The organism is Bacillus sp. 16GRE42 (assembly GCF_019837435.1).
GTDB classification, from domain to species: Bacteria; Bacillota; Bacilli; order Bacillales; family Bacillaceae_G; genus Bacillus_A; species Bacillus_A wiedmannii.
In genome coordinates this window covers 560,069-578,786 of the sequence record NZ_JADAXF010000001.1, presented here as the reverse complement: position 1 = coordinate 578,786, position 18,718 = coordinate 560,069, and the positions used below count along the sequence as shown (strand labels likewise).

At 35.7% G+C, this 18,718-nt stretch carries 21 protein-coding genes, 1 pseudogene and 1 riboswitch; of the genes and pseudogenes, 15 read left to right on the top strand and 7 right to left on the bottom strand.

Annotation, left to right across the window (positions count from 1 at the left end):
* The first annotated feature begins 164 nt into the window (after positions 1–164).
* Positions 165–842, top strand: coding sequence for a copper homeostasis protein CutC (locus ILS93_RS03105; RefSeq protein WP_064475704.1), 678 nt, complete (start codon positions 165–167; stop codon positions 840–842).
* A gap of 23 nt (positions 843–865) precedes the next feature.
* Entirely contained in the window at positions 866–1,417 is a 552-nt protein-coding gene (gene lepB / locus ILS93_RS03100) for a signal peptidase I (RefSeq protein ID WP_000662489.1), read from the top strand.
* Between the two features lie 49 nt (positions 1,418–1,466).
* On the opposite strand, the gene ILS93_RS03095 is transcribed toward lepB (ILS93_RS03100), so the two are convergent.
* Positions 1,467–1,880, bottom strand: coding sequence for a hypothetical protein (locus ILS93_RS03095; RefSeq protein ID WP_222659911.1), 414 nt, complete (start codon positions 1,878–1,880; stop codon positions 1,467–1,469).
* A 252-nt stretch (positions 1,881–2,132) separates the two neighbouring features.
* Here ILS93_RS03095 and ILS93_RS03090 point away from each other — a divergent pair, with 252 nt between their 5' ends.
* The 8 genes from ILS93_RS03090 (at position 2,133) to ILS93_RS03055 (ending at position 8,521) form a co-directional block, all read left to right on the top strand.
* A complete protein-coding gene (locus tag ILS93_RS03090; protein WP_064475702.1) occupies positions 2,133–2,885 on the top strand; it encodes an IclR family transcriptional regulator in 753 nt (250 codons plus the stop codon).
* 14 nt (positions 2,886–2,899) lie between these two features.
* Positions 2,900–3,613: a 5-oxoprolinase subunit PxpB gene (gene pxpB / locus ILS93_RS03085; protein ID WP_222659908.1), complete on the top strand. Its 714-nt coding sequence runs from the start codon at positions 2,900–2,902 to the stop codon at positions 3,611–3,613.
* Positions 3,604–4,593: a 5-oxoprolinase subunit C family protein gene (locus ILS93_RS03080; RefSeq protein ID WP_064475700.1), complete on the top strand. Its 990-nt coding sequence runs from the start codon at positions 3,604–3,606 to the stop codon at positions 4,591–4,593. The genes pxpB and ILS93_RS03080 overlap by 10 nt, the downstream gene beginning before the upstream one ends.
* 18 nt (positions 4,594–4,611) lie before the next feature.
* Positions 4,612–5,373, top strand: coding sequence for a 5-oxoprolinase subunit PxpA (gene pxpA / locus ILS93_RS03075; protein ID WP_064475699.1), 762 nt, complete (start codon positions 4,612–4,614; stop codon positions 5,371–5,373).
* Between the two features lie 21 nt (positions 5,374–5,394).
* The gene (locus ILS93_RS03070; RefSeq protein WP_000593388.1) at positions 5,395–6,090 is read left to right on the top strand and encodes a DUF969 domain-containing protein; all 696 of its coding nucleotides are present in this window, start codon (positions 5,395–5,397) and stop codon (positions 6,088–6,090) included.
* Between the two features lies 1 nt (position 6,091).
* Entirely contained in the window at positions 6,092–7,054 is a 963-nt protein-coding gene (locus ILS93_RS03065; RefSeq protein ID WP_064475698.1) for a DUF979 domain-containing protein, read from the top strand.
* Positions 7,055–7,069: 15 nt separating this feature from the next.
* Positions 7,070–7,717 (top strand): pyroglutamyl-peptidase I, encoded by a 648-nt coding sequence (gene pcp / locus ILS93_RS03060; RefSeq protein ID WP_064475697.1) that lies wholly within the window; start codon positions 7,070–7,072, stop codon positions 7,715–7,717.
* Between the two features lie 75 nt (positions 7,718–7,792).
* Positions 7,793–8,521 (top strand): NAD-dependent protein deacylase, encoded by a 729-nt coding sequence (locus ILS93_RS03055; protein ID WP_064475696.1) that lies wholly within the window; start codon positions 7,793–7,795, stop codon positions 8,519–8,521.
* Positions 8,522–8,568: 47 nt separating this feature from the next.
* Here the strand turns inward: ILS93_RS03055 and ILS93_RS03050 are convergent, their stop codons facing one another.
* Positions 8,569–9,147 carry a hypothetical protein gene (locus tag ILS93_RS03050; protein ID WP_064475695.1) on the bottom strand — a complete coding sequence of 193 codons (579 nt, stop codon included), beginning with the start codon at positions 9,145–9,147 and terminating at the stop codon, positions 8,569–8,571.
* A gap of 279 nt (positions 9,148–9,426) precedes the next feature.
* Between ILS93_RS03050 and ILS93_RS03045 the strand changes: the two genes are divergently transcribed.
* Positions 9,427–11,580 carry a peptidoglycan D,D-transpeptidase FtsI family protein gene (locus ILS93_RS03045; RefSeq protein ID WP_222659906.1) on the top strand — a complete coding sequence of 718 codons (2,154 nt, stop codon included), beginning with the start codon at positions 9,427–9,429 and terminating at the stop codon, positions 11,578–11,580.
* A gap of 82 nt (positions 11,581–11,662) precedes the next feature.
* A complete protein-coding gene (gene lepB / locus ILS93_RS03040) occupies positions 11,663–12,184 on the top strand; it encodes a signal peptidase I (RefSeq protein WP_064475693.1) in 522 nt (173 codons plus the stop codon).
* A gap of 33 nt (positions 12,185–12,217) precedes the next feature.
* On the opposite strand, the gene ILS93_RS03035 is transcribed toward lepB (ILS93_RS03040), so the two are convergent.
* Positions 12,218–12,850, bottom strand: a complete 633-nt coding sequence (locus tag ILS93_RS03035) for a cephalosporin hydroxylase family protein (RefSeq protein ID WP_081257278.1) — start codon at positions 12,848–12,850, stop codon at positions 12,218–12,220.
* Between the two features lie 248 nt (positions 12,851–13,098).
* Between ILS93_RS03035 and ILS93_RS28905 the strand changes: the two genes are divergently transcribed.
* Together ILS93_RS28905 and ILS93_RS03025 are read left to right on the top strand one after the other, a co-directional pair.
* Positions 13,099–13,287: a hypothetical protein gene (locus ILS93_RS28905; RefSeq protein WP_064475691.1), complete on the top strand. Its 189-nt coding sequence runs from the start codon at positions 13,099–13,101 to the stop codon at positions 13,285–13,287.
* 206 nt (positions 13,288–13,493) lie between these two features.
* On the top strand, positions 13,494–14,351 hold the full coding sequence (locus ILS93_RS03025) for a PhzF family phenazine biosynthesis protein (protein WP_222659904.1): 858 nt from the start codon (positions 13,494–13,496) through the stop codon (positions 14,349–14,351).
* A 49-nt stretch (positions 14,352–14,400) separates the two neighbouring features.
* Here the strand turns inward: ILS93_RS03025 and ILS93_RS03020 are convergent, their stop codons facing one another.
* Positions 14,401–15,162 (bottom strand): class I SAM-dependent methyltransferase, encoded by a 762-nt coding sequence (locus ILS93_RS03020; RefSeq protein WP_088048307.1) that lies wholly within the window; start codon positions 15,160–15,162, stop codon positions 14,401–14,403.
* A gap of 240 nt (positions 15,163–15,402) precedes the next feature.
* Here ILS93_RS03020 and ILS93_RS03015 point away from each other — a divergent pair.
* Positions 15,403–15,477 (top strand): annotated as a pseudogene (locus tag ILS93_RS03015) (DUF2716 domain-containing protein); the annotation flags it as partial.
* A gap of 63 nt (positions 15,478–15,540) precedes the next feature.
* Here ILS93_RS03015 and ILS93_RS03010 read toward each other — a convergent pair.
* The 3 genes from ILS93_RS03010 to ILS93_RS03000 all read right to left on the bottom strand — a co-directional run bounded on the left by ILS93_RS03010 (position 15,541) and on the right by ILS93_RS03000 (position 18,230).
* Positions 15,541–16,311: a DNA alkylation repair protein gene (locus tag ILS93_RS03010; protein ID WP_064475688.1), complete on the bottom strand. Its 771-nt coding sequence runs from the start codon at positions 16,309–16,311 to the stop codon at positions 15,541–15,543.
* Positions 16,312–16,344: 33 nt separating this feature from the next.
* Entirely contained in the window at positions 16,345–16,650 is a 306-nt protein-coding gene (locus ILS93_RS03005) for an iron-sulfur cluster biosynthesis family protein (protein WP_064475687.1), read from the bottom strand.
* Positions 16,651–16,763: 113 nt separating this feature from the next.
* Positions 16,764–18,230, bottom strand: coding sequence for an amino acid permease (locus ILS93_RS03000; protein ID WP_064475686.1), 1,467 nt, complete (start codon positions 18,228–18,230; stop codon positions 16,764–16,766).
* A gap of 112 nt (positions 18,231–18,342) precedes the next feature.
* A riboswitch (Lysine riboswitch) is annotated at positions 18,343–18,535 on the bottom strand.
* Positions 18,536–18,718 lie beyond the last annotated feature (183 nt).

Here is an 18,718-nt window from a genome sequence, read left to right as displayed (position 1 = left end):
TAGGTATCGCTCCTTTTTTTTGTAGAATATAAAATTACCAATAAACGCAATCAATAAAAAAATCTTTCTTTTCATTCTTCTTTTTACAGTTTTATAGGAGAAAGCTAGGTTTCTTATTTTTACTAATGTTATAATAAGAAAAAAGCACGAAAAGAGGTCATCTCATGCTAGAGGTTATTGCAACATGTTTAGAAGATGTGAAACGAATTGAACGAGCTGGTGGGAAGCGAATTGAATTAATTACATCTTATACAGAAGGCGGTTTAACGCCGAGTTATGCATTTATTAAAAAAGCGGTAGAAGCGGTACATATACCGATTCACGTTATGATTCGTCCGCATGCGAAGTCTTTTACATATACGGAAGAAGAAATTGAAATGATGAAGGAAGATATTATCATTGCGCAGAAGTTAGGTGCAGCTGGTGTTGTATTAGGCGTATTAAACGAACGAAATGAAGTGGATGACGAGAAATTAGCGGATTTACTATCTGTTGTAGATGGAATAAATGTAACGTACCACCGTGCAATAGATGATATAGAAAATCCAGTAGAAGCGATGGAAACTTTAAAGAAGTTTCATAAAGTGACTCACGTTTTAACTTCAGGTGGACAAGGAAATATAGTAGAGAATATACCGGTGCTTACAGAAATGCAAAAGGTAAGCGATGGTCAAATTCAGCTTGTAGTTGGAGCTGGCGTGACGAAAGAAAATATAAAGCAATTGCTAGATGAAACTGGAATCACGCAAGCTCATGTCGGTACAGCGGTAAGAGAAGGGAAATCATGTTTTTCTGAAATTGATCCGAATTTAGTACAAGAATTAGTTCAAATAATAAAATAAGCACATAAGAAAGAGGAGAAACGATGAAGGAAAATACGAAGAAAGAATTATTCTCATGGGCTAAAACGATAGGATTTACCCTTGTCCTAATTGCTATTATTCGCGGTGTTTTATTTACACCCTCATTAGTACAAGGTGAATCGATGATGCCCACTTTAGAAAATAACGAACGAGTTCTTGTGAATAAGATCGGTTATAGTATAAGTGGATTAGATCGCTTTGATATTATCGTCTTCCACGGAAAAGAAGGGTACGATTTAGTAAAACGAGTAATTGGTTTACCAGGCGATACAGTTGAGTATAAAAACGATGTTTTATATGTAAACGGAAAAGCGATGGAAGAACCATATTTAAAAGAGTTTAAAGAAAAAGCAGCAGGCCGTGTATTAACTCCAGACTTTACGTTAGAACAAATCACAGGAAAAACGAAAGTGCCAGAAGGCCAAGTGTTTGTTTTAGGAGATAATCGTGAAGTTTCGAAAGATGGTCGTATGTTCGGATTCATTTCAGAAGATGAGATTGTCGGAAAAGGACAAGCTGTTTTCTGGCCGTTGAAACAAGTAAGAGCGTTATAAAACAAAAAGTATGGAAGAAATATTCTTCCATACTTTTTTTGTGCCTTATTTATATGTTAGGTTTTGCTATAACTTGAACTTTTGAAAGAGAACCATCATTATTTCTAAATTTTATCTTGTATTCACCTTCAGGAAGCCAATCACTCCAATTTATACTAAATTCATTGATCGCTTGTTCCCCAGGTTTTAAAGTTCCGTCAATCATCCAAGAATCTTTAGCATTATATAAAGTGTAACTAAAAGGAGAATCACCTATATTTTTTACAAGAACACTTAATTCATCTCCATGAGAATAGTTAAAGCCAGAAATACTTGATCCGAAAAAATGAATTTCTTCGTTCGCTATTTTATGATGTTGGGCAATTTTAGCGGTTGAATGAGTATCTTCATTTGTCGCAAATGTTACCTTATAACCTATACAAAAAGACAACATAATAGAAGGAATCACTAGCAGCTTTTTCAAAAGAAACACTCCTTACATTTTGTTTTGCGTATATTATAATAATCGAAATATAGTGGAGATGTAATAGTTTGATGTAAAAATTTACAAATTCATTTAATTGTTTACGTTTTTAAAATTACTGACAAAATATATCAGGTCACATACTTAAAAAAATATTGATAGAATTGAAAGAATATTTTATAATTTTAAATTATATGTTTGTTTCGAAAAACGGAATTTAAGTTCCGTAATTCGGAACAAGAGGGAGATAGAATGAGTATAAATAAAACGGCAGTTAAGACAATGGATATTTTAGAGTTGTTTTATGAGCATGAAGAGTTAAGTTTAACAGAGATGGTTCAGCTTACGAGTATGCCGAAAACATCTGTTTATCGTTTAATTGGCTCGTTAGAAGAAATGGAGTTATTACAAAAAAATGAGAAGGGGAAGTATCGTCTCGGAGTCGTTTTTTTACGGTTCGGTCAACTTGTGTCACAAAGATTATCCGTAAGAAATATTGCGATTCCATATATGAAAGAGCTTAGAAATAGTTTAGGGCAGGCAGTTAATTTAATTATTCAAGATGGTAATGACGCGATTTATGTGGAAAAGATGGAAGGCGTTCAGCCTGTACGCGTGTATACCGCGGTTGGAAGAAGAGCACCGCTTTATGCTGGTGCATGTCCGAGAATTTTACTATCGTATTTCTCTGAGAAAGAGACATGGAAGTACATAGAGGAAACGGATTTAAAACAGTTTGCAGATGGAACAATCGTGGATAAGGAGCAATTGTTAGAAGTGTTACAAATGGCGAAAAAGGAAGGTCACACAATTAGCTACTCGGAGTTAGAAAATCATACAGCGGCTATAGCAGCGCCCATTTTTGCAAGCGATGGAACAGTTATAGCGGGTATTAGTATTTCAGGTTTAGCAATTGAGTATAGCGAAAGTAACATTTCATATTTTATTGCGAAGGTGAAAGAAACAGCACATCGCATTTCGAAAGAACTTGGCTTTTTGGCATAGAAAGAGGGAGTGGGATGAAATTTTCTGCATTAGGAGATCAAGCAATGATTGTTACATTTGGTGAAGAAATTGGGATGGAGACATACGAAAAAGTGCAGCGATTATTTCAAGCGTTGAGACGGCACCCGTTTACAGGAATGGTTGAGTGTGTACCATCTTTCACTTCATTAGCGGTCTACTACAATGTATACGAAGTATGGAAGCGAAATGAGAGAAGTGAAGGATCATATCATTACGTTTGCCAATATATAAAAGAGCTGTGTAATTCGTATAAAGAAGAAGTGAACCAAGATGTGAAATATATTTCTATACCTGTTTGCTACGGGGGAGAATATGGACCTGATTTAGAAGAGGTCGCGCATTGTAGAGGATTACGAGCGGAGGATGTGATTCGCATACATAGCGAGACAACATATTTTGTGTATATGTTAGGTTTTACACCAGGATTCCCGTATTTAGGAGGACTATCAAAAGAACTAGAAACACCTAGAAAAGAAACACCACGGTTACAAATACCTGCTGGTTCGGTAGGTATTGGTGGAAATCAAACAGGTATATATCCACTTGAAACACCAGGAGGATGGAATATTATTGGCCGAACTCCTATTTCATTATTTAATCCAGAAGAAGAAACACCGACATATATTCAAAGTGGTATGTATTTACGATTTATCCCAATAACGAAGGAAGAGTATGTATCACTTGAGGGGGCTAAAGAATGGATGTAGAGGTTTTGCATGCGGGAATGTTTACAACAGTCCAAGATTTAGGGCGATCTCATTATCAACAATACGGTGTACCAGTTGGCGGGGCCATGGATCAAAGTGCACTTCGGATGATTAATATGTTAGTCGGTAATGAAGAGAATGAAGCGGGACTTGAAATGACAATTATGGGACCTAAATTGTTAATAAAGAAAACGACTTTACTTGCGATTGGCGGAGCAAATATGGAGCCGTTATTGAATGGAGAGCGTATTCCATTATGGCGTCCCATTTTAGCGGAAGAAGGTAGCATGCTTTGTTTTGGGAAAGTGAAAAGTGGTTGCAGAGCGTATGTGACTTTTGCAGGTGGTATACAGATTGATCGTACAATGGGAAGCAAAAGTACTTACATACGTGCTGCGATTGGTGGTATTGAAGGAAGAATGCTGAAAAAAGGAGATTATTTTCAAATTGGTACACACACAGAAATGGCAAGGCGTTTCATTCAAGACTTACAAAAGGATGAGCGAGTCAAAACGAAATGGGCAATTAGCAGCGGCGTACTGCCAAAGTATAAGAAATATCCTAAGCTTCGCGTTATAACTGATTTTGAATATGATCAATTTACAGAAGAAAGTATAAGGGCATTTTTCACGAAAGAGTATAAAGTATCTAATTACGCTGATCGTATGGGCTATAGAGTTGAAGGAGAAGTTTTAAATAGGATTGAAGAAAAAGAGATTTTATCGAGTCCGGTTACATTTGGGACCATTCAAGTTCCTAATGGAGGACAGCCGATTATATTAATGGCAGATAGGCAAACGACAGGTGGCTATCCGAGAATGGGAAATATTATTTCAGTAGATTTACCACTTCTTGCTCAGTTAAAACCGGGGGATTATGTTTCTTTTGAGAAAATTACGCTGGAAGAAGCGGAACAATTGTACATAGAACAAGAAGTAAATATGAATCTATTAAAGAAATTCATCACTTTACGAAGCTGACATTAGGAGGGGAATATCGTGACGACAATCGATTTAAATTGTGATTTAGGAGAAAGTTTTGGAGCTTATAAAATGGGGAATGATGATGAAATTCTTCCGTTCGTTTCCTCTATAAACGTTGCTTGCGGTTTTCATGCGGGTGATCCGACTGTAATGAGGAAAACGGTCGAAAAGGCACTGCAGCATAACGTAGCAATTGGCGCGCATCCTGGTTTTCCTGATTTAATTGGATTTGGAAGAAGAAACATGAATGTTTCAGCGAGTGAAGTATACGATTACGTTTTATATCAAATCGGTGCATTAGATGCTTTTGTGAAAGCGGCAGGCGGGAACATGCATCATGTAAAACCGCACGGTGCCCTATATAATATGGCGGCGACAAATCCGGAAATTGCAGATGCAATCGCAAAAGCAATTTATCATAGTAATCCCAAGCTATTACTTTACGGATTAGCAAATAGCGAGGCGTTTATACAGGCTGCGGAAAAATACAATATAACTCTCGTACAAGAAGCTTTTGCTGATCGTACGTATAAGCAAGATGGAACGTTAACGAGCCGGACAGAAGAAAATGCACTTATAAAAAATGAAGAAGAAGCGATAAAGCAAGTGCTTCAAATGGTGAAAGAAGGCTACGTAAACGCGGTGAACGGAGAGAAAGTAGCAGTTCAAGCACAAACAATTTGTTTACATGGTGATGGAGAGAAAGCAGTCCAATTTGCGAGAAAAATATACAGAACATTCGAATTTAATGGTATTTCTATTTGTGCACCGAAATAAAAAATAGGGGGAAGTGCTGGAATGATTAAATTAATCGGGATACTACTTGTTGCAGTGGGGTTTTTATTTAGATTAAATACATTATTAGTAGTTATGGTTGCAGGTATTGTTACTGGTATGGTTTCAGGATTAAGCTTTTATGATGTGATTAGCATGTTCGGTAAATTTTTCATAGAAAATAGATATATGTCTATGCCGATTATACTAACTTTACCGGTAATCGGAATTTTAGAGCGTTACGGTTTAAAAGAAAGAGCAGAAGCACTTATAACGAAATCAAAAGGCGCAACAACTGGAAGAGTGTTAATGTCATATTTTACGATAAGAGAATCATCAGCAGCACTTGGACTGAATATTGGTGGTCATGCACAAACAGTAAGGCCACTCGTTGCACCGATGGCAGAAGGGGCTGCGCAAGGTAAATATGGTAAGTTACCTGAAAAGTTAAGAGAAAAGATTAAAGCAAACGCAGCAGCTGCGGAAAATACAGCTTGGTTTTTCGGAGAGGATATATTTATCGCGACTGGTGCGATTTTATTAATGAAAGGATTCTTCGATTCAGTAGGTATGCATGTCGGTGTGTGGGATATGGCGCTTTGGGGTATTCCAACTGCAATATCTGCGCTTATTGTCAGCTGGATCAGATTTAGAAGATTTGATAAATATATAGCGAAAACGATGACATCAAAAGAAAAAGAAGAGAAGGAGGCAATATAAAATGAACATCATCACAATGGATACAATTTATTACGTATTAGGTATAATCGTTGCCTTTATCGCTGTTCGTATTGCATTTGATCGTGAACATCCAAATCGATGGGGTTCTAGCTTATTTTGGGCATTATTTGCAGTTACGTTTTTATTCGGAAATATAATCCCTTCGTTTTACGTTGGTTGTATTGTGCTCGCTATGGTCGTGTTAGCTTCACTAAATAAAGTAACAAAATCAGAAGAGAAAGAAGTACCTGTACAAGAACGTGTGAAACATGCTGAGAAATTAAAAAATAAAATTTTTATGCCTGCACTATTAATTCCTATTTTTACAATTATCGGTACGTTAACGTTAGGGAAAATCAAATGGGGAAATGTTTCCCTTGTTGATCCAGATAAAGTAACGCTAGTAGCATTAGCACTAGGGGCATTACTTGCATTCGTTGCAGCGATGCGTATTACAAAATCGAAAATAACAACGCCTGTACAAGAAGGAAGCAGACTATTACAAGCTGTCGGCTGGGCTGTTATTTTACCACAGATGTTAGCGGCACTTGGCGGTATTTTCGCAAAGTCTGGCGTTGGACAAGTCGTTTCTGATTTAGTCGGTCAAGTATTACCGACAGAGTATCCGTTCGTAGCTGTTATGGCGTATTGTTTAGGAATGATGCTTTTTACAGTCGTAATGGGAAATGCATTCGCAGCGTTTGCCGTTATTACTGGCGGAATTGGTTTACCTTTAATTGTTCAAATGCATGGTGGGAATCCAGCAATTATGGCAGCACTCGGTATGTTTGCTGGATATTGCGGAACGCTACTTACGCCAATGGCAGCAAACTTTAATATCGTTCCGGCGATGCTTTTAGAGCTAAAAGATAAAAATGCAGTTATTAAAGCACAAGTACCAATTGCTCTTTCAATCTTTATCATAAATATGTTTATTATGTACGGCCTTGTATATCGTTTCTAATTAGGAGGGAAAACTATGAAAACAGTATTACTAACAGGATTTGATCCGTTCGGCGGAGAAAGCATCAACCCAGCTTGGGAAGTCGCAAAAAGTTTACATGAAAAAACAATTGGAGAGTACAAGATTATTAGCAAACAAGTCCCAACGGTATTTCATAAATCAATCAGCGTATTAAAAGAGTATATAGAAGAACTAAACCCTGAAATGATTATATGTATTGGACAAGCTGGAGGCAGACCAGATATTACGATAGAGCGTGTCGCAATTAATATTGATGATGCAAGAATTGCCGACAATGAAGGGAACCAGCCGGTAGATGTACCGGTTGTGGAAGAAGGACCGGCTGCCTATTGGTCTACGCTTCCGATGAAAGCAATTGTAAAAAGACTTCAAGAAGAAGGCATACCGGCTTCCGTTTCACAAACAGCAGGTACATTCGTTTGTAATCATTTATTCTACGGTCTCATGCATGAATTAGAGAAACATGGTAAGAAAATAAAAGGTGGATTTGTTCATATTCCATTCTTACCAGAACAAGCGAGCAATTATCCAGGCCAACCGAGTATGTCACTTTCTACTATTCGTAAAGGGATAGAATCAGCAGTAGAGGTAACGACGACAGTTGAGGTCGATATTGTAGAAATTGGGGGTACGACGCATTAAATAAAACGAATCATACAACACCTCCTGTAAACAACTGGTATAATAAGTATAGCAATATACATAGAGGTGATTTTTGTGCAACAATTTGAAGAAGTACGTTCAATTTTAGAGCAAGCGAAGAAAATTACAGTGTTAACAGGTGCAGGAGCAAGTACGGAAAGTGGTATCCCAGATTTTCGTTCAGCAAATGGATTGTATGCTGATGCGAATGTGGAGATGTATTTATCAAGGGGATATTATAATAGAAGTCCGAAAGAATTTTGGAAGCATTATAAAGAAATCTTTCAAATTAATACGTTTCATCAATATAAACCAAATCGCGGGCATCGCTTTTTAGCTGAATTAGAAGAACAAGGGAAAGATATTACGATTTTAACGCAAAATATTGATGGTTTACATCAACTAGGTGGTAGTAAACATGTCATTGATTTACATGGAACACTTCAAACAGCACACTGTCCGAAGTGTAAAGCGGGATATGATTTGCAGTATATGATTGATCATGAAGTGCCTCGCTGCGAGAAGTGTAATTTCATTTTAAATCCAGACGTTGTTTTATACGGAGATACATTGCCGCAATATCAAAATGCGATACAACGTTTATATGAAACAGATGTGCTTATCGTTATGGGAACGTCATTAAAAGTACAACCTGTCGCTTCATTCCCGGAAATCGCAAAGAGGGAGATAGGGGCAACGACAATTTTAGTAAATGAAGAGTTAACAGGACGAGAATATAACTTTGATTTTGTTTTTCAAAATAAGATTGGTGAGTTTGTTGAAGGGTTAGCCTCAATGAAATAAGTTATCGAAAAAACTGAGGTATCCACCTCAGTTTTTTATTTGGATAATCACAGTTTAAAGCACTTCGATAATGTAGTAACCACATCTCTATAATTAATAAAAAAGCGTTTCGTAGGTAAAATAGCAGAGTAAGAAGTAGTATTACCTTTAACGAATACACAGTCGTCATAAAGTAAGCTAATATGTAGATGTTGTAAAGGCTCTATTTGGTGTTGCTTTACGTATAAAACCAAATCATTATAAAGTTGCTCACTATACTCACTTACAGAATGTTCTAATGAAAGCTGACCTGCTATGCTAGTCCACCATACTTTAAAACTACATACTAACTCTTGAAAGGAGTCCTCATTACATAATTGAGTGTCAAAGAGCTTCTCATAAAAGATATGGTTTTCCTCATAAAAAATCTGTAAATCATATCTCTCATTAGCAATTTGTTTACGGAGTGTATGCCATAATTCTTTGAAATTATCTTCAAAGTCAGTAGAAAAATTTACTTGTTTTGCTATGTAAGGAAACCGCAAATTTTCTTTATTCTCTTTTTGGTTGAGATAAATATTTTGAATATAAATCATAAAGTTTAAACAATATGACGTATTAGTATGTATTGTAAATGAATCTGTCATTTCATTTTCTCCTTAGTGGTGTCTTTTATTGTTAGTATACAAAGAAATGTAAATGAATGGTATGAAAAAACAATTGTATACACTCTTTCTTTTAGAATAACATTCATGTTATTTCTTAATAAGGGAATGGTAATAAATAGGGTATAAAATTAAAATACTGAAAATTAAATCTTTTATTTCTTTAGTAATTAATATAAAATTCTATATATATCATATAAATAAATTTGATACATAATGGTTCTGTGTAGAAATGTTAATAGAATGAAGCGAGGGAGCGAAATGAGACAGAAAAAGGAGCAGAAGAAACAATCGAAAAAGAAAAAGACCCACATTCCATTTCGATTAAATGTACTATTTTTTATCGTCTTTCTTTTATTTTCAGCTATTATAATTCAATTAGGTAAAGTACAAATCATTGATGGAGAAACGTATAGAAATGAAGTGAACAAAAAGGAAGATGTAACGGTAAGCACTCCTGTTCCTAGAGGGAAAATGTTTGATCGGCAAGGTCAAGTGATTGTAAATAATAAACCACTACGAACCGTTACATATACGAAAATGAAAGGAGTAGATTCGAAAGAAGTTTTACAAATAGCGAGACAGTTAGCTCAGCTAATAGAAATGTCGCCAGAAGATATAGCTAAGTTAACAGAAACAGATAAAAAAGATTTTTGGATGCAGTTAAATGAAAAACGAGCAGCAGAAAAAGTAACGAAAGAAGATGAGAGTACATTTAGGAAGCAAGAGATAGAGGGGAAAGAATTAGATAAAAAAGTTGAAGAGTTGCGCCGTGAAAGAATTACGCAAGAAGAATTAAGCGAACTATCAAAAGAGGATCTAGAAGTACTAGCAATTAAAAGTAGGATGAATGCGGGATATAAAATGACGCCGCAAATCGTTAAAAAAGATGTAAGCCAAAATGAATATGCAATCGTAAGTGAAAGATTGGCAATTTTGCCAGGAGTGGATACGACAGTGGATTGGGAACGTGAATACCCAAATGATAAAATACTTCGTTCCATACTTGGTAGCGTTTCTACTGAAAATGAGGGCTTACCGAGAGAACAGTTAGATTATTATTTAGTGCGTGATTATAACCGAAATGACCGTATTGGTAAGAGCTACATCGAGAAACAGTACGAAGATGCATTACATGGAACGAAAGAACAGTCTAAAAACATTACGGATAAAGCAGGAAATATTATTCGGACGGAAAAAGTGACTGAAGGAAAAAGCGGAAATAATTTAATGTTAACTGTTGATATGGAGTTACAGAAAAAAGTAGAGGAAAGTCTTGAAAAGAATTTACGAGCATTTCATTCTGCAGAGCCGATGATGGATCGTGCGTTTGTAGTAATGATGAACCCGAAAAATGGCCAAATTTTATCAATGGCAGGAAAGAAAATTGTAAATAAAGATGGCGGCATGCAAATAGAAGACTTCGCTTTAGGGACGATGACAAGTTCTTATGAATTAGGGTCAACTGTGAAAGGGGCTACATTATTAGCCGGATATCAAACTGAAACAATAAAGCCGTATACGCATTTCTTCGATGCACCAATGTATTTTAAAGGAAGTGTCAAGCCAAAGAAATCGTGGAAAGATTTTGGTGATATTGATGATTTAAGAGCTTTACAAGTTTCATCAAACGTTTATATGTTTAATACAGCATTAAAAATGGCAGGTGTAAATTATGTACCAAACAATCCGCTAGATATTAAAAAAGAAACATTTAATAAAATACGCTACTACTTTAGACAGTTTGGCTTAGGCGTACCGACTGGAATTGACTTACCGAATGAATCGATTGGTCAAATGGGTAGAACAGATAACATACCTGGCTTTTTACTTGATTACGCGATTGGACAGTATGATACATATACGCCGCTTCAACTTGCTCAATATATGTCAACAATTGCAAACGGTGGTTACCGAATGAAACCACAAATTGTACAAGAAGTGAGAGAGCAACCACATAGACCAGAGGATGTTGGAAAAGTTGTTCGGTCTATTGAACCAGTTATTTTAAATCGAGTGGATATGGACACTTCATACATTAATCATGTAAAAGAAGGATTTAGAAGAGTTTTTCAAGAAACTGACGGAACAGGTACGGCAACGTTTAAAGGATTACCGTATAAACCAGCTGGAAAAACAGGAACAGCTGAAACTGTATACGGTGGAGAAAGTGATATTGGAAGAGATGAAAACAATAACCGAAAAAAATGTTATAATTTAACTCTTGCCGGTTATGCACCATATGATGCTGATCCGGAAGTAGCTTTTTCAGTTGTTGTACCTTGGGTGAATGATGACAAATCAGGAGTTAATTCCGCGATTGGTAAAGAGATTTTGGATGCGTATTTTGAATTGAAAACGAAAAGAGCGAGTGGAAATCCAGTCCCAGTAGAACAGCCGAACAAGGCCCAGTAAAAATAGTATCACTGCATGGAGACATATTGTGCAGTGATATATTTTTTGAGTTAAAAAGCGTTTAAATAAGGTGGGAATGGATATGAAACAGGAGATTAAAAGAGGCTGGGGGAAATACATACTCTTCGCGTTTGTTTTGGTAGTAGCCTATCATTCTTTTACTTTATGTAAAGTGGAAGGGAAATCGATGCAACCGACTTTATATGAAGAAGACTACGTATTTGTAAATAAAGCAGCAGTACATTTTTCTAATATAGAGCACGGAGAAATTGTCATTATAAAGGAAGAGGATGAGTCGAAATATTATGTAAAACGAGTAATAGGACTTCCTGGTGACGTAATTAACATAACGAATGGATCAGTATATGTGAATGATAAAAAGCAAGAAGAACCGTATACAAATAAAGATTTATTCAATAATACGCAAGTGTTTTACAACTTTCAAAAGACAAAAATCCCGCCAAATAAGTTATTTGTAATGGGAGATAATCGTGAACTTAGTAGAGATAGTCGAAACGGCTTAGGATATATTGAAGAAGATAATATAATAGGCAAAGTGGAATTTGTATATTATCCTTTTTCAAAAATGAAGATTATAGAATAAGTGGGGTTATACACAACCCCACTTATTAAAGTTTCACTTTATCTTCTTTAAAAAACCTTTTGGATTAAATGAGATGAAAAACTTATGCTTAGATTCATCGATTATGAAATTGTTATTTTTAGTTAAAAACTCTTCTACAGCTTCCATTGGACCTGCCCCCCAATCGGGCGAAACAGGATTTCCATTAATAGATGTATCCTCTACAATAATATAACTGCCAGTAGTAACGATAGACTTATAAAGTAAAAGTTCTTTTGAGACATGCTCTTTACTATGATCAGAATCTAAAATAACTAAAATTACATCATCAGGTTTGCGCATACTTAAAATGGTTTGGACGGCCTGTACAGAAACAGAAGAAGATGTTACATACGTAATGCGGTCATGAGATGGACGATTTGGTTGTGGGAATATATCAATAGTAAGAACGTGACCTTTTCCAATTAGATCTAATATAGAAGCTAAATACAACGCACTACCACCATAACAAGTACCACATTCAATAATTAAATCGGGTTTTAATTCGTAAATAATTTCTTGATACAAAAAAAGATCAGTGGGAAGTTTGAGAATGGGGACCCCAAGCCAATGTGTATCATATAACCAGACTCGACTATCGTAATATTGTTTTAAAAATTCGCTACTTATGTTATCGATTTTGAACACTCCTTTCTGAAACGAAAGTTGTACAATATATTATGTGAAATATAATTATAAGGAGAATGTTTTTTAATAAAAATGAGCAAAATACCTCATTAAAAACCAATTTTTTGTATAATAAAAAACTTAATTCAGCAAGGTCTAATCAAAATGCAATTTAAATATGTAGATGAGGGGAAAAGGAACGTATGTATAAGTACACAATTTGCTTCATTAGAAAAGGAAATGAAAATGATGTGAAGGAGATAACTTAAATTACGGCATTCAAAAGTGAAGAAGAACTGAATAAAGCTTTCGAGGCAGCTAAAGCGACTCTAGCAATAGAAGGTATGATTATTACAAAAGAAATGGAAAAAGTTATAAAAGAAAAGTTAGCTGGAAAGATAACGCGCAAGCAACTTATTACATTAGCTGATGCGATTGCGAGACGTGAACGTACTTAACAATCTAGAAGCCACCACAAAATTTTTAAAAATAAACGGGAAAAAAGAGATGATAGATCCAACTCTCAGGCTCTAGACAAACTATTTTTTGGAGAGTTCAGATACTAAAAAATAGTTTGTCTCTTGCTTTATGGCTAATTTATCCAACAATATATATATGTAGTACGTTCTATGCTACAATTTATTATAGGGGAGGAAGGTATCTTATGAAAATATCTGTTTATGTTGCAAGTGCATTTAGCAAGGATCATAAAGGCGGAAATAAAGCAGGAGTGGTATTTATAGAGAATACATTGACCACTACTCAAAAAATGGCAATAGCCAAACAACTGGGCTATGCGGAAACCGCATTTATATCAGAATCTGAAATTGCTGATTATAAAATTGAGTATTTTACACCAAAAGAGGAAGTTGATTTATGTGGTCATGCGACAATTGCCTCTTTCACGATACTGATGCATGTAAATAAACTTTTCAAGAATCGCTATGCGATTGAAACGAACAGCGGTGTTCTTGCTATTACCATAAAAGATGACATCATATTCATGGAACAAAACGAACCGATATTCTATGATGTTATATCTCCAAATGAGTTTATCGACTGCTTTGACATTAAAGATATAGACAATACATACCCAATTCAAATTGTCTCCACGGGCTTAAAAGATATTTTAGTTCCTATAAAAAGCGAAACACAATTACATACAATGCAACCTAATTTTGAAAAAATTAAAGAAATCAGCAAGTATTATAATGTTGTCGGGATGCATCTATATACTTTTAATGACAATCGAATTATATGCAGAAATTTTGCTCCACTATACGACATTAATGAAGAAGCAGCGACTGGAACTTCAAACGGTGCATTAGCTTGCTATCTTTATGAACAGCGCTACTTACAAAAAGAAGTCTATGTATTTGAACAAGGTTATTCTTTACACTCGCCTTCCGAAATATTAGTTAAATTAGCAACCAATAGCGAGAATAAAATAGAAAAAGTTTATGTTGGTGGCAAAGGCTATTACTGTGAAACGAAGTGTTTAAATATAGAAAATATTGAGTGAAAATAAAAAAAGAGATGGTAGATCCATCTCTTTTTCAAATGCTCCATGATTAACTGCGAATCGCCTTAATCATAAAACGATGTTGCTTCACATCAAAATAACCTTTTTGTAAGATGATTTCATGTATACGATATAATTCCTCATAATAACCTTCGACAGTAAAATCAGGAATTTGCCACGGAATCGCTTTTAAATAATAGACGATAGCGCCAATGTCGTAAAAGCGTTGAAAAGGGAACTCTTCTTTTGCTTCTAAAATAGTAAATCCATTTTCCTTTAACTCACTACATGCCGTTTCAAGCGACCAACTTGCAAATTCGCTATTTAGCGGTGTGCTAAACTGTTCATTTAGTTCCGCACAATCGAGACCACCAACTTGTTGTGTAAGAAATATTCCATTAGGAGAAAGGATTCTGTTTACCTCAGAGGCAGCATATGATTCATGTTGATTTATGATTAAATCAAACTGACCATCTTGAAATGGTAAAGCAGTATCATCTGTTACCTCTATAACTGTAACCCCTAAAGGTTCTAATTTCTTCCGAGCAATTGGCACGTTTGGAGCATAGCCCTCAGTCGCAAAAATAGTTGATGGGAACGGTTGTAACATAGATAAAAACTCTCCGCCGCCAGTACCCATATCGAGCATTGATTCTGCACGCTGCATAAGTTGAAAAGCAGTGCTGCCGTATGGCCATGATAAAGGCTCGCTCTTCATTCGACCAGTTTCTGAAATAAAAGAAAAATCCCAACCGCTAAAATTTGTATTAGCACTTTCTAATAAAGTTAAAAATAATAAATCACGTTTCATAATTATATCCTCCTATTTTGTAAGTAAATGATATGATGAGAAAAGAAAAAAGGAGGACCTCTTATTAAAGTGGAACGGTTTTACGTTTCATGTTCGAATAGATTCATATAAATTCGCTCCTTGTTAGAGTGGTTATTTGTATATTCGGGATAATCGAGTGGAAATCCTTTGAAGTTATAAGGGAAGGCAGTTGTTTAATGGAAAACTGGATGGAGTTTACAGACAAAGAGGACGATCAAATTTGGAAAAGAGCTTATAGAAAGCTTTGAACGAAATAAGCCGGAAATTTTTCGAAATATTTTAAGACAAGGATAATATTTGAAAGTGAAAACCGCTTATACTTCATTCTTGAAGCATAAGCGGTTTTGTTTAAAATACTCAAAAACAAAAATCTTTTGGCAAAGTACCATTTTTAATAATCGTTCGTAACCCATGTTTTATAATCCAAGGGTTAACAGGATGTTGTTTATCACGTAATTGCTGTAACCATTGAAAAACGAGTTCTTTATCTTCTTTCGTAATATCGTTAATATGATTGGCTACAGATTTTTGGACATATTTAGAAGGATCATTCATTAATGGTTCAAGAAGTTGTAAATTGTTCTTAAAGTCACCCTTTAGAGCTCCCATTTTTTTAGCCCAAGGAAGTCTTGGTCTTGTACCTTCGGAAACTAATCTTCTAATATGGCTGTTTTCGTCATGAATCCACTGTTGTAATATGTGTAGTGTGTCTTCATGGTATGTTTCGAGAAAAGGCCGAATGGCATATTCAGCAGTATTTCTTTTTGTTATTTCATACATGGCGTTACATGAGGCTTCAAAATGGTTAAGTCCATATTTTTCAACGTATTTTGCAATAGGCATGTACATATATCCGTTTGTAAAAGTACCTACTTCTGTTGTATTTTCTGGTCCCAATGTTTTCAGTAAAATATGTATTGCTTCATTAAAATCTTTTTGTAATACATTGTGTAATTCATCTGCTATTACTTCAATACGTTGCTTTAACTCTAAATTTTCAACTTTACATGTTACAGAATCTACAAAGATGCTTTTAGAGAAAGTAGGATCGTGTTTATAAATAGAATCAGCCATACTTTCTGCTAATTCTTCATTAAATAAAAATTTTAACGGAACATATTTACCCATGTTTTCACCTCATTGATCAGTTAAAAACAATTTTTATTTTTTAATCGACAGCCCATAAACTAAAGTCTCACTCGGAGTCGTAATACTAAAACCAGTCGTCTTATAATCAAGTTTCACCGTATCACCAGTATAGTCTTTCGTAAATGAATCCATTTGTACGGTAAAATCAGCATCTTCATATACAACGTCATCTGCATTATATGTATCCCAAATTAAATCCACATCAACGAAAATACTACAAGAGTTTGTCATTGTCCCTCTAATGCGAATAATCTTTTTGTCTTCACGTTCTAATCTATGTATAGCTGCTTTTGCTTCATCAGTAATGCGAATGTTCATCGTATCCCAACCTTTATTTATATTTCCTTTATTATTGCAAAAACAGGAGCAATAGGGAAGGGAGAAGCATTGGAATAAAAAACGAGCAAACATATTTGTTTGCTCGTTTCACTTTATTTCAATTCACATTTATCGAGCGGAATCACTTTCGTTTTCTTCGTAAATTTATATCCTAACCATAGTACTAAGAAGAGTGGTAAACCGATGTAAGAAACGAGTACACCGTTCCAATCGATTGATTCGCCCATAAATGCGCCGTAGTTTTGACCTAAAATTACGATGACACAAAGTGCAAATGCGAAAATTGGACCGAACGGGAACCATTTTGCTCTATATGGTAAGTCTTTCAAATCTTTTCCTTGTGCGATATATGCTTTACGGAAACGGTAATGACTAATTGCAATTCCGACCCATGCGATAAAGCCAGACATTCCAGATGCGTTTAATAACCAAATGTATACAACACCGTCACCGAATAAAGAGGCAATGAAAGCGATACTACCGACAATTGACGTTACGATTAATGCGTTAACAGGTACACCGCGGCTATCTAATTTACCAAGAAACTTTGGTGCTTTTCCTTGGCGAGCTAAGTCCCAAAGCATACGAGTTGATGCATACATACCAGAGTTACCAGCAGACAATACTGCCGTTAAAATAACAGCGTTCATAACAGAAGCAGCAAAGGCAACGCCCGCTTTTTCAAAAATAAGTGTAAATGGACTTACTGTTACATCGCTTGCAGCAAGGCTTTCAGTCGTATAAGGAATTAATAAACCGATAACGAGAATCGCAAGGATATAGAATAAAAGAATACGCCAAAAGATAGAACGAATTGCTTTTGGAATGTTACGCTCTGGATCAGCAGTTTCACCAGCAGCTACACCTAATAATTCAGTTCCTTGGAATGAGAACCCAGCAGCCATAAATACACCGATAATTGCCATAATGCCGCCATTAAATGGTGCATCTGCAACAGTGAAGTTTTTAAAGCCAACAGATTCGCCGCCCATAATTCCGAAAATCATCATAAAGCCGACAATTAAAAAGATAATAATAGTAACTACTTTAATAAGTGCGAACCAATATTCAGATTCACCAAACCCTTTAACAGATAAATAGTTTAAAAGGAAAATAATAGCTAAACATAATCCACTCCAAATAAGAGAAGGGGTATCTGGGAACCAAAATTTCATAATTAATGTTACAGCCGCGAGTTCAGCGGCAATTGTAATGGCCCAGTTATACCAATAGTTCCATCCAAGTGCAAAGCCAAGTGATGGATCAACAAATTTTGTTGCATACGTGCTAAAAGATCCGGTAACAGGCATGTAAGCCGCGAGTTCAGCTAAGCTTGTCATTAAAAAGTAAACCATAATTCCAATTGCGGCGTATGCGACTAGTGCACCGCCAGGACCAGCTGTATGGATGACACCACCGCTGGCAAGAAATAGTCCGGTACCGATTGTACCACCGAGAGAAATCATCGTAAGGTGACGAGATTTTAATCCGCGTTTTAATTCACCTTGTCCTTGTGTAGTTTGCGTTTTAGAGGTAGATTGATTTGCTGCGCTATTCATGTTCAACACTCCTTTTCTTGTAGGTTAGGAAGGAGCGGGGGAGAAAAATACAAAAAACCGCCAAAGGAATTAGGCGGAACGTTTCACAAATAACCACCCCATCATACCCTTCCGTTAAGATAGCACCCCACGTTTACACGGTAATTTTGTAAACGTGACAGTTCTGTTCCTTTCGGAGACAGCCCCAGCTCATATTTCCAGAGAAGAAATATAAACTTCGGCAACTTTTCCTTTCAAACGGAGTTGGTGACATTCTCTGTGTCTCGTCCGTTTTACTCATAAAAGTCGCAACCTCTACCTCATCGGATTGATGAGGATTTGATATATTGCTAAGATTTTTAATATATGGCAATTGTAATGACTTTCTGAATATATTGCAAGATATTTTGTTAGAAAAAGTCAAAAAATATCGGTTATTGTATAGGAAACGCTTGCAAAACTCCACCCGAACCTACTGTTATGTAACAAAAAACAAATAAAGAAATTGT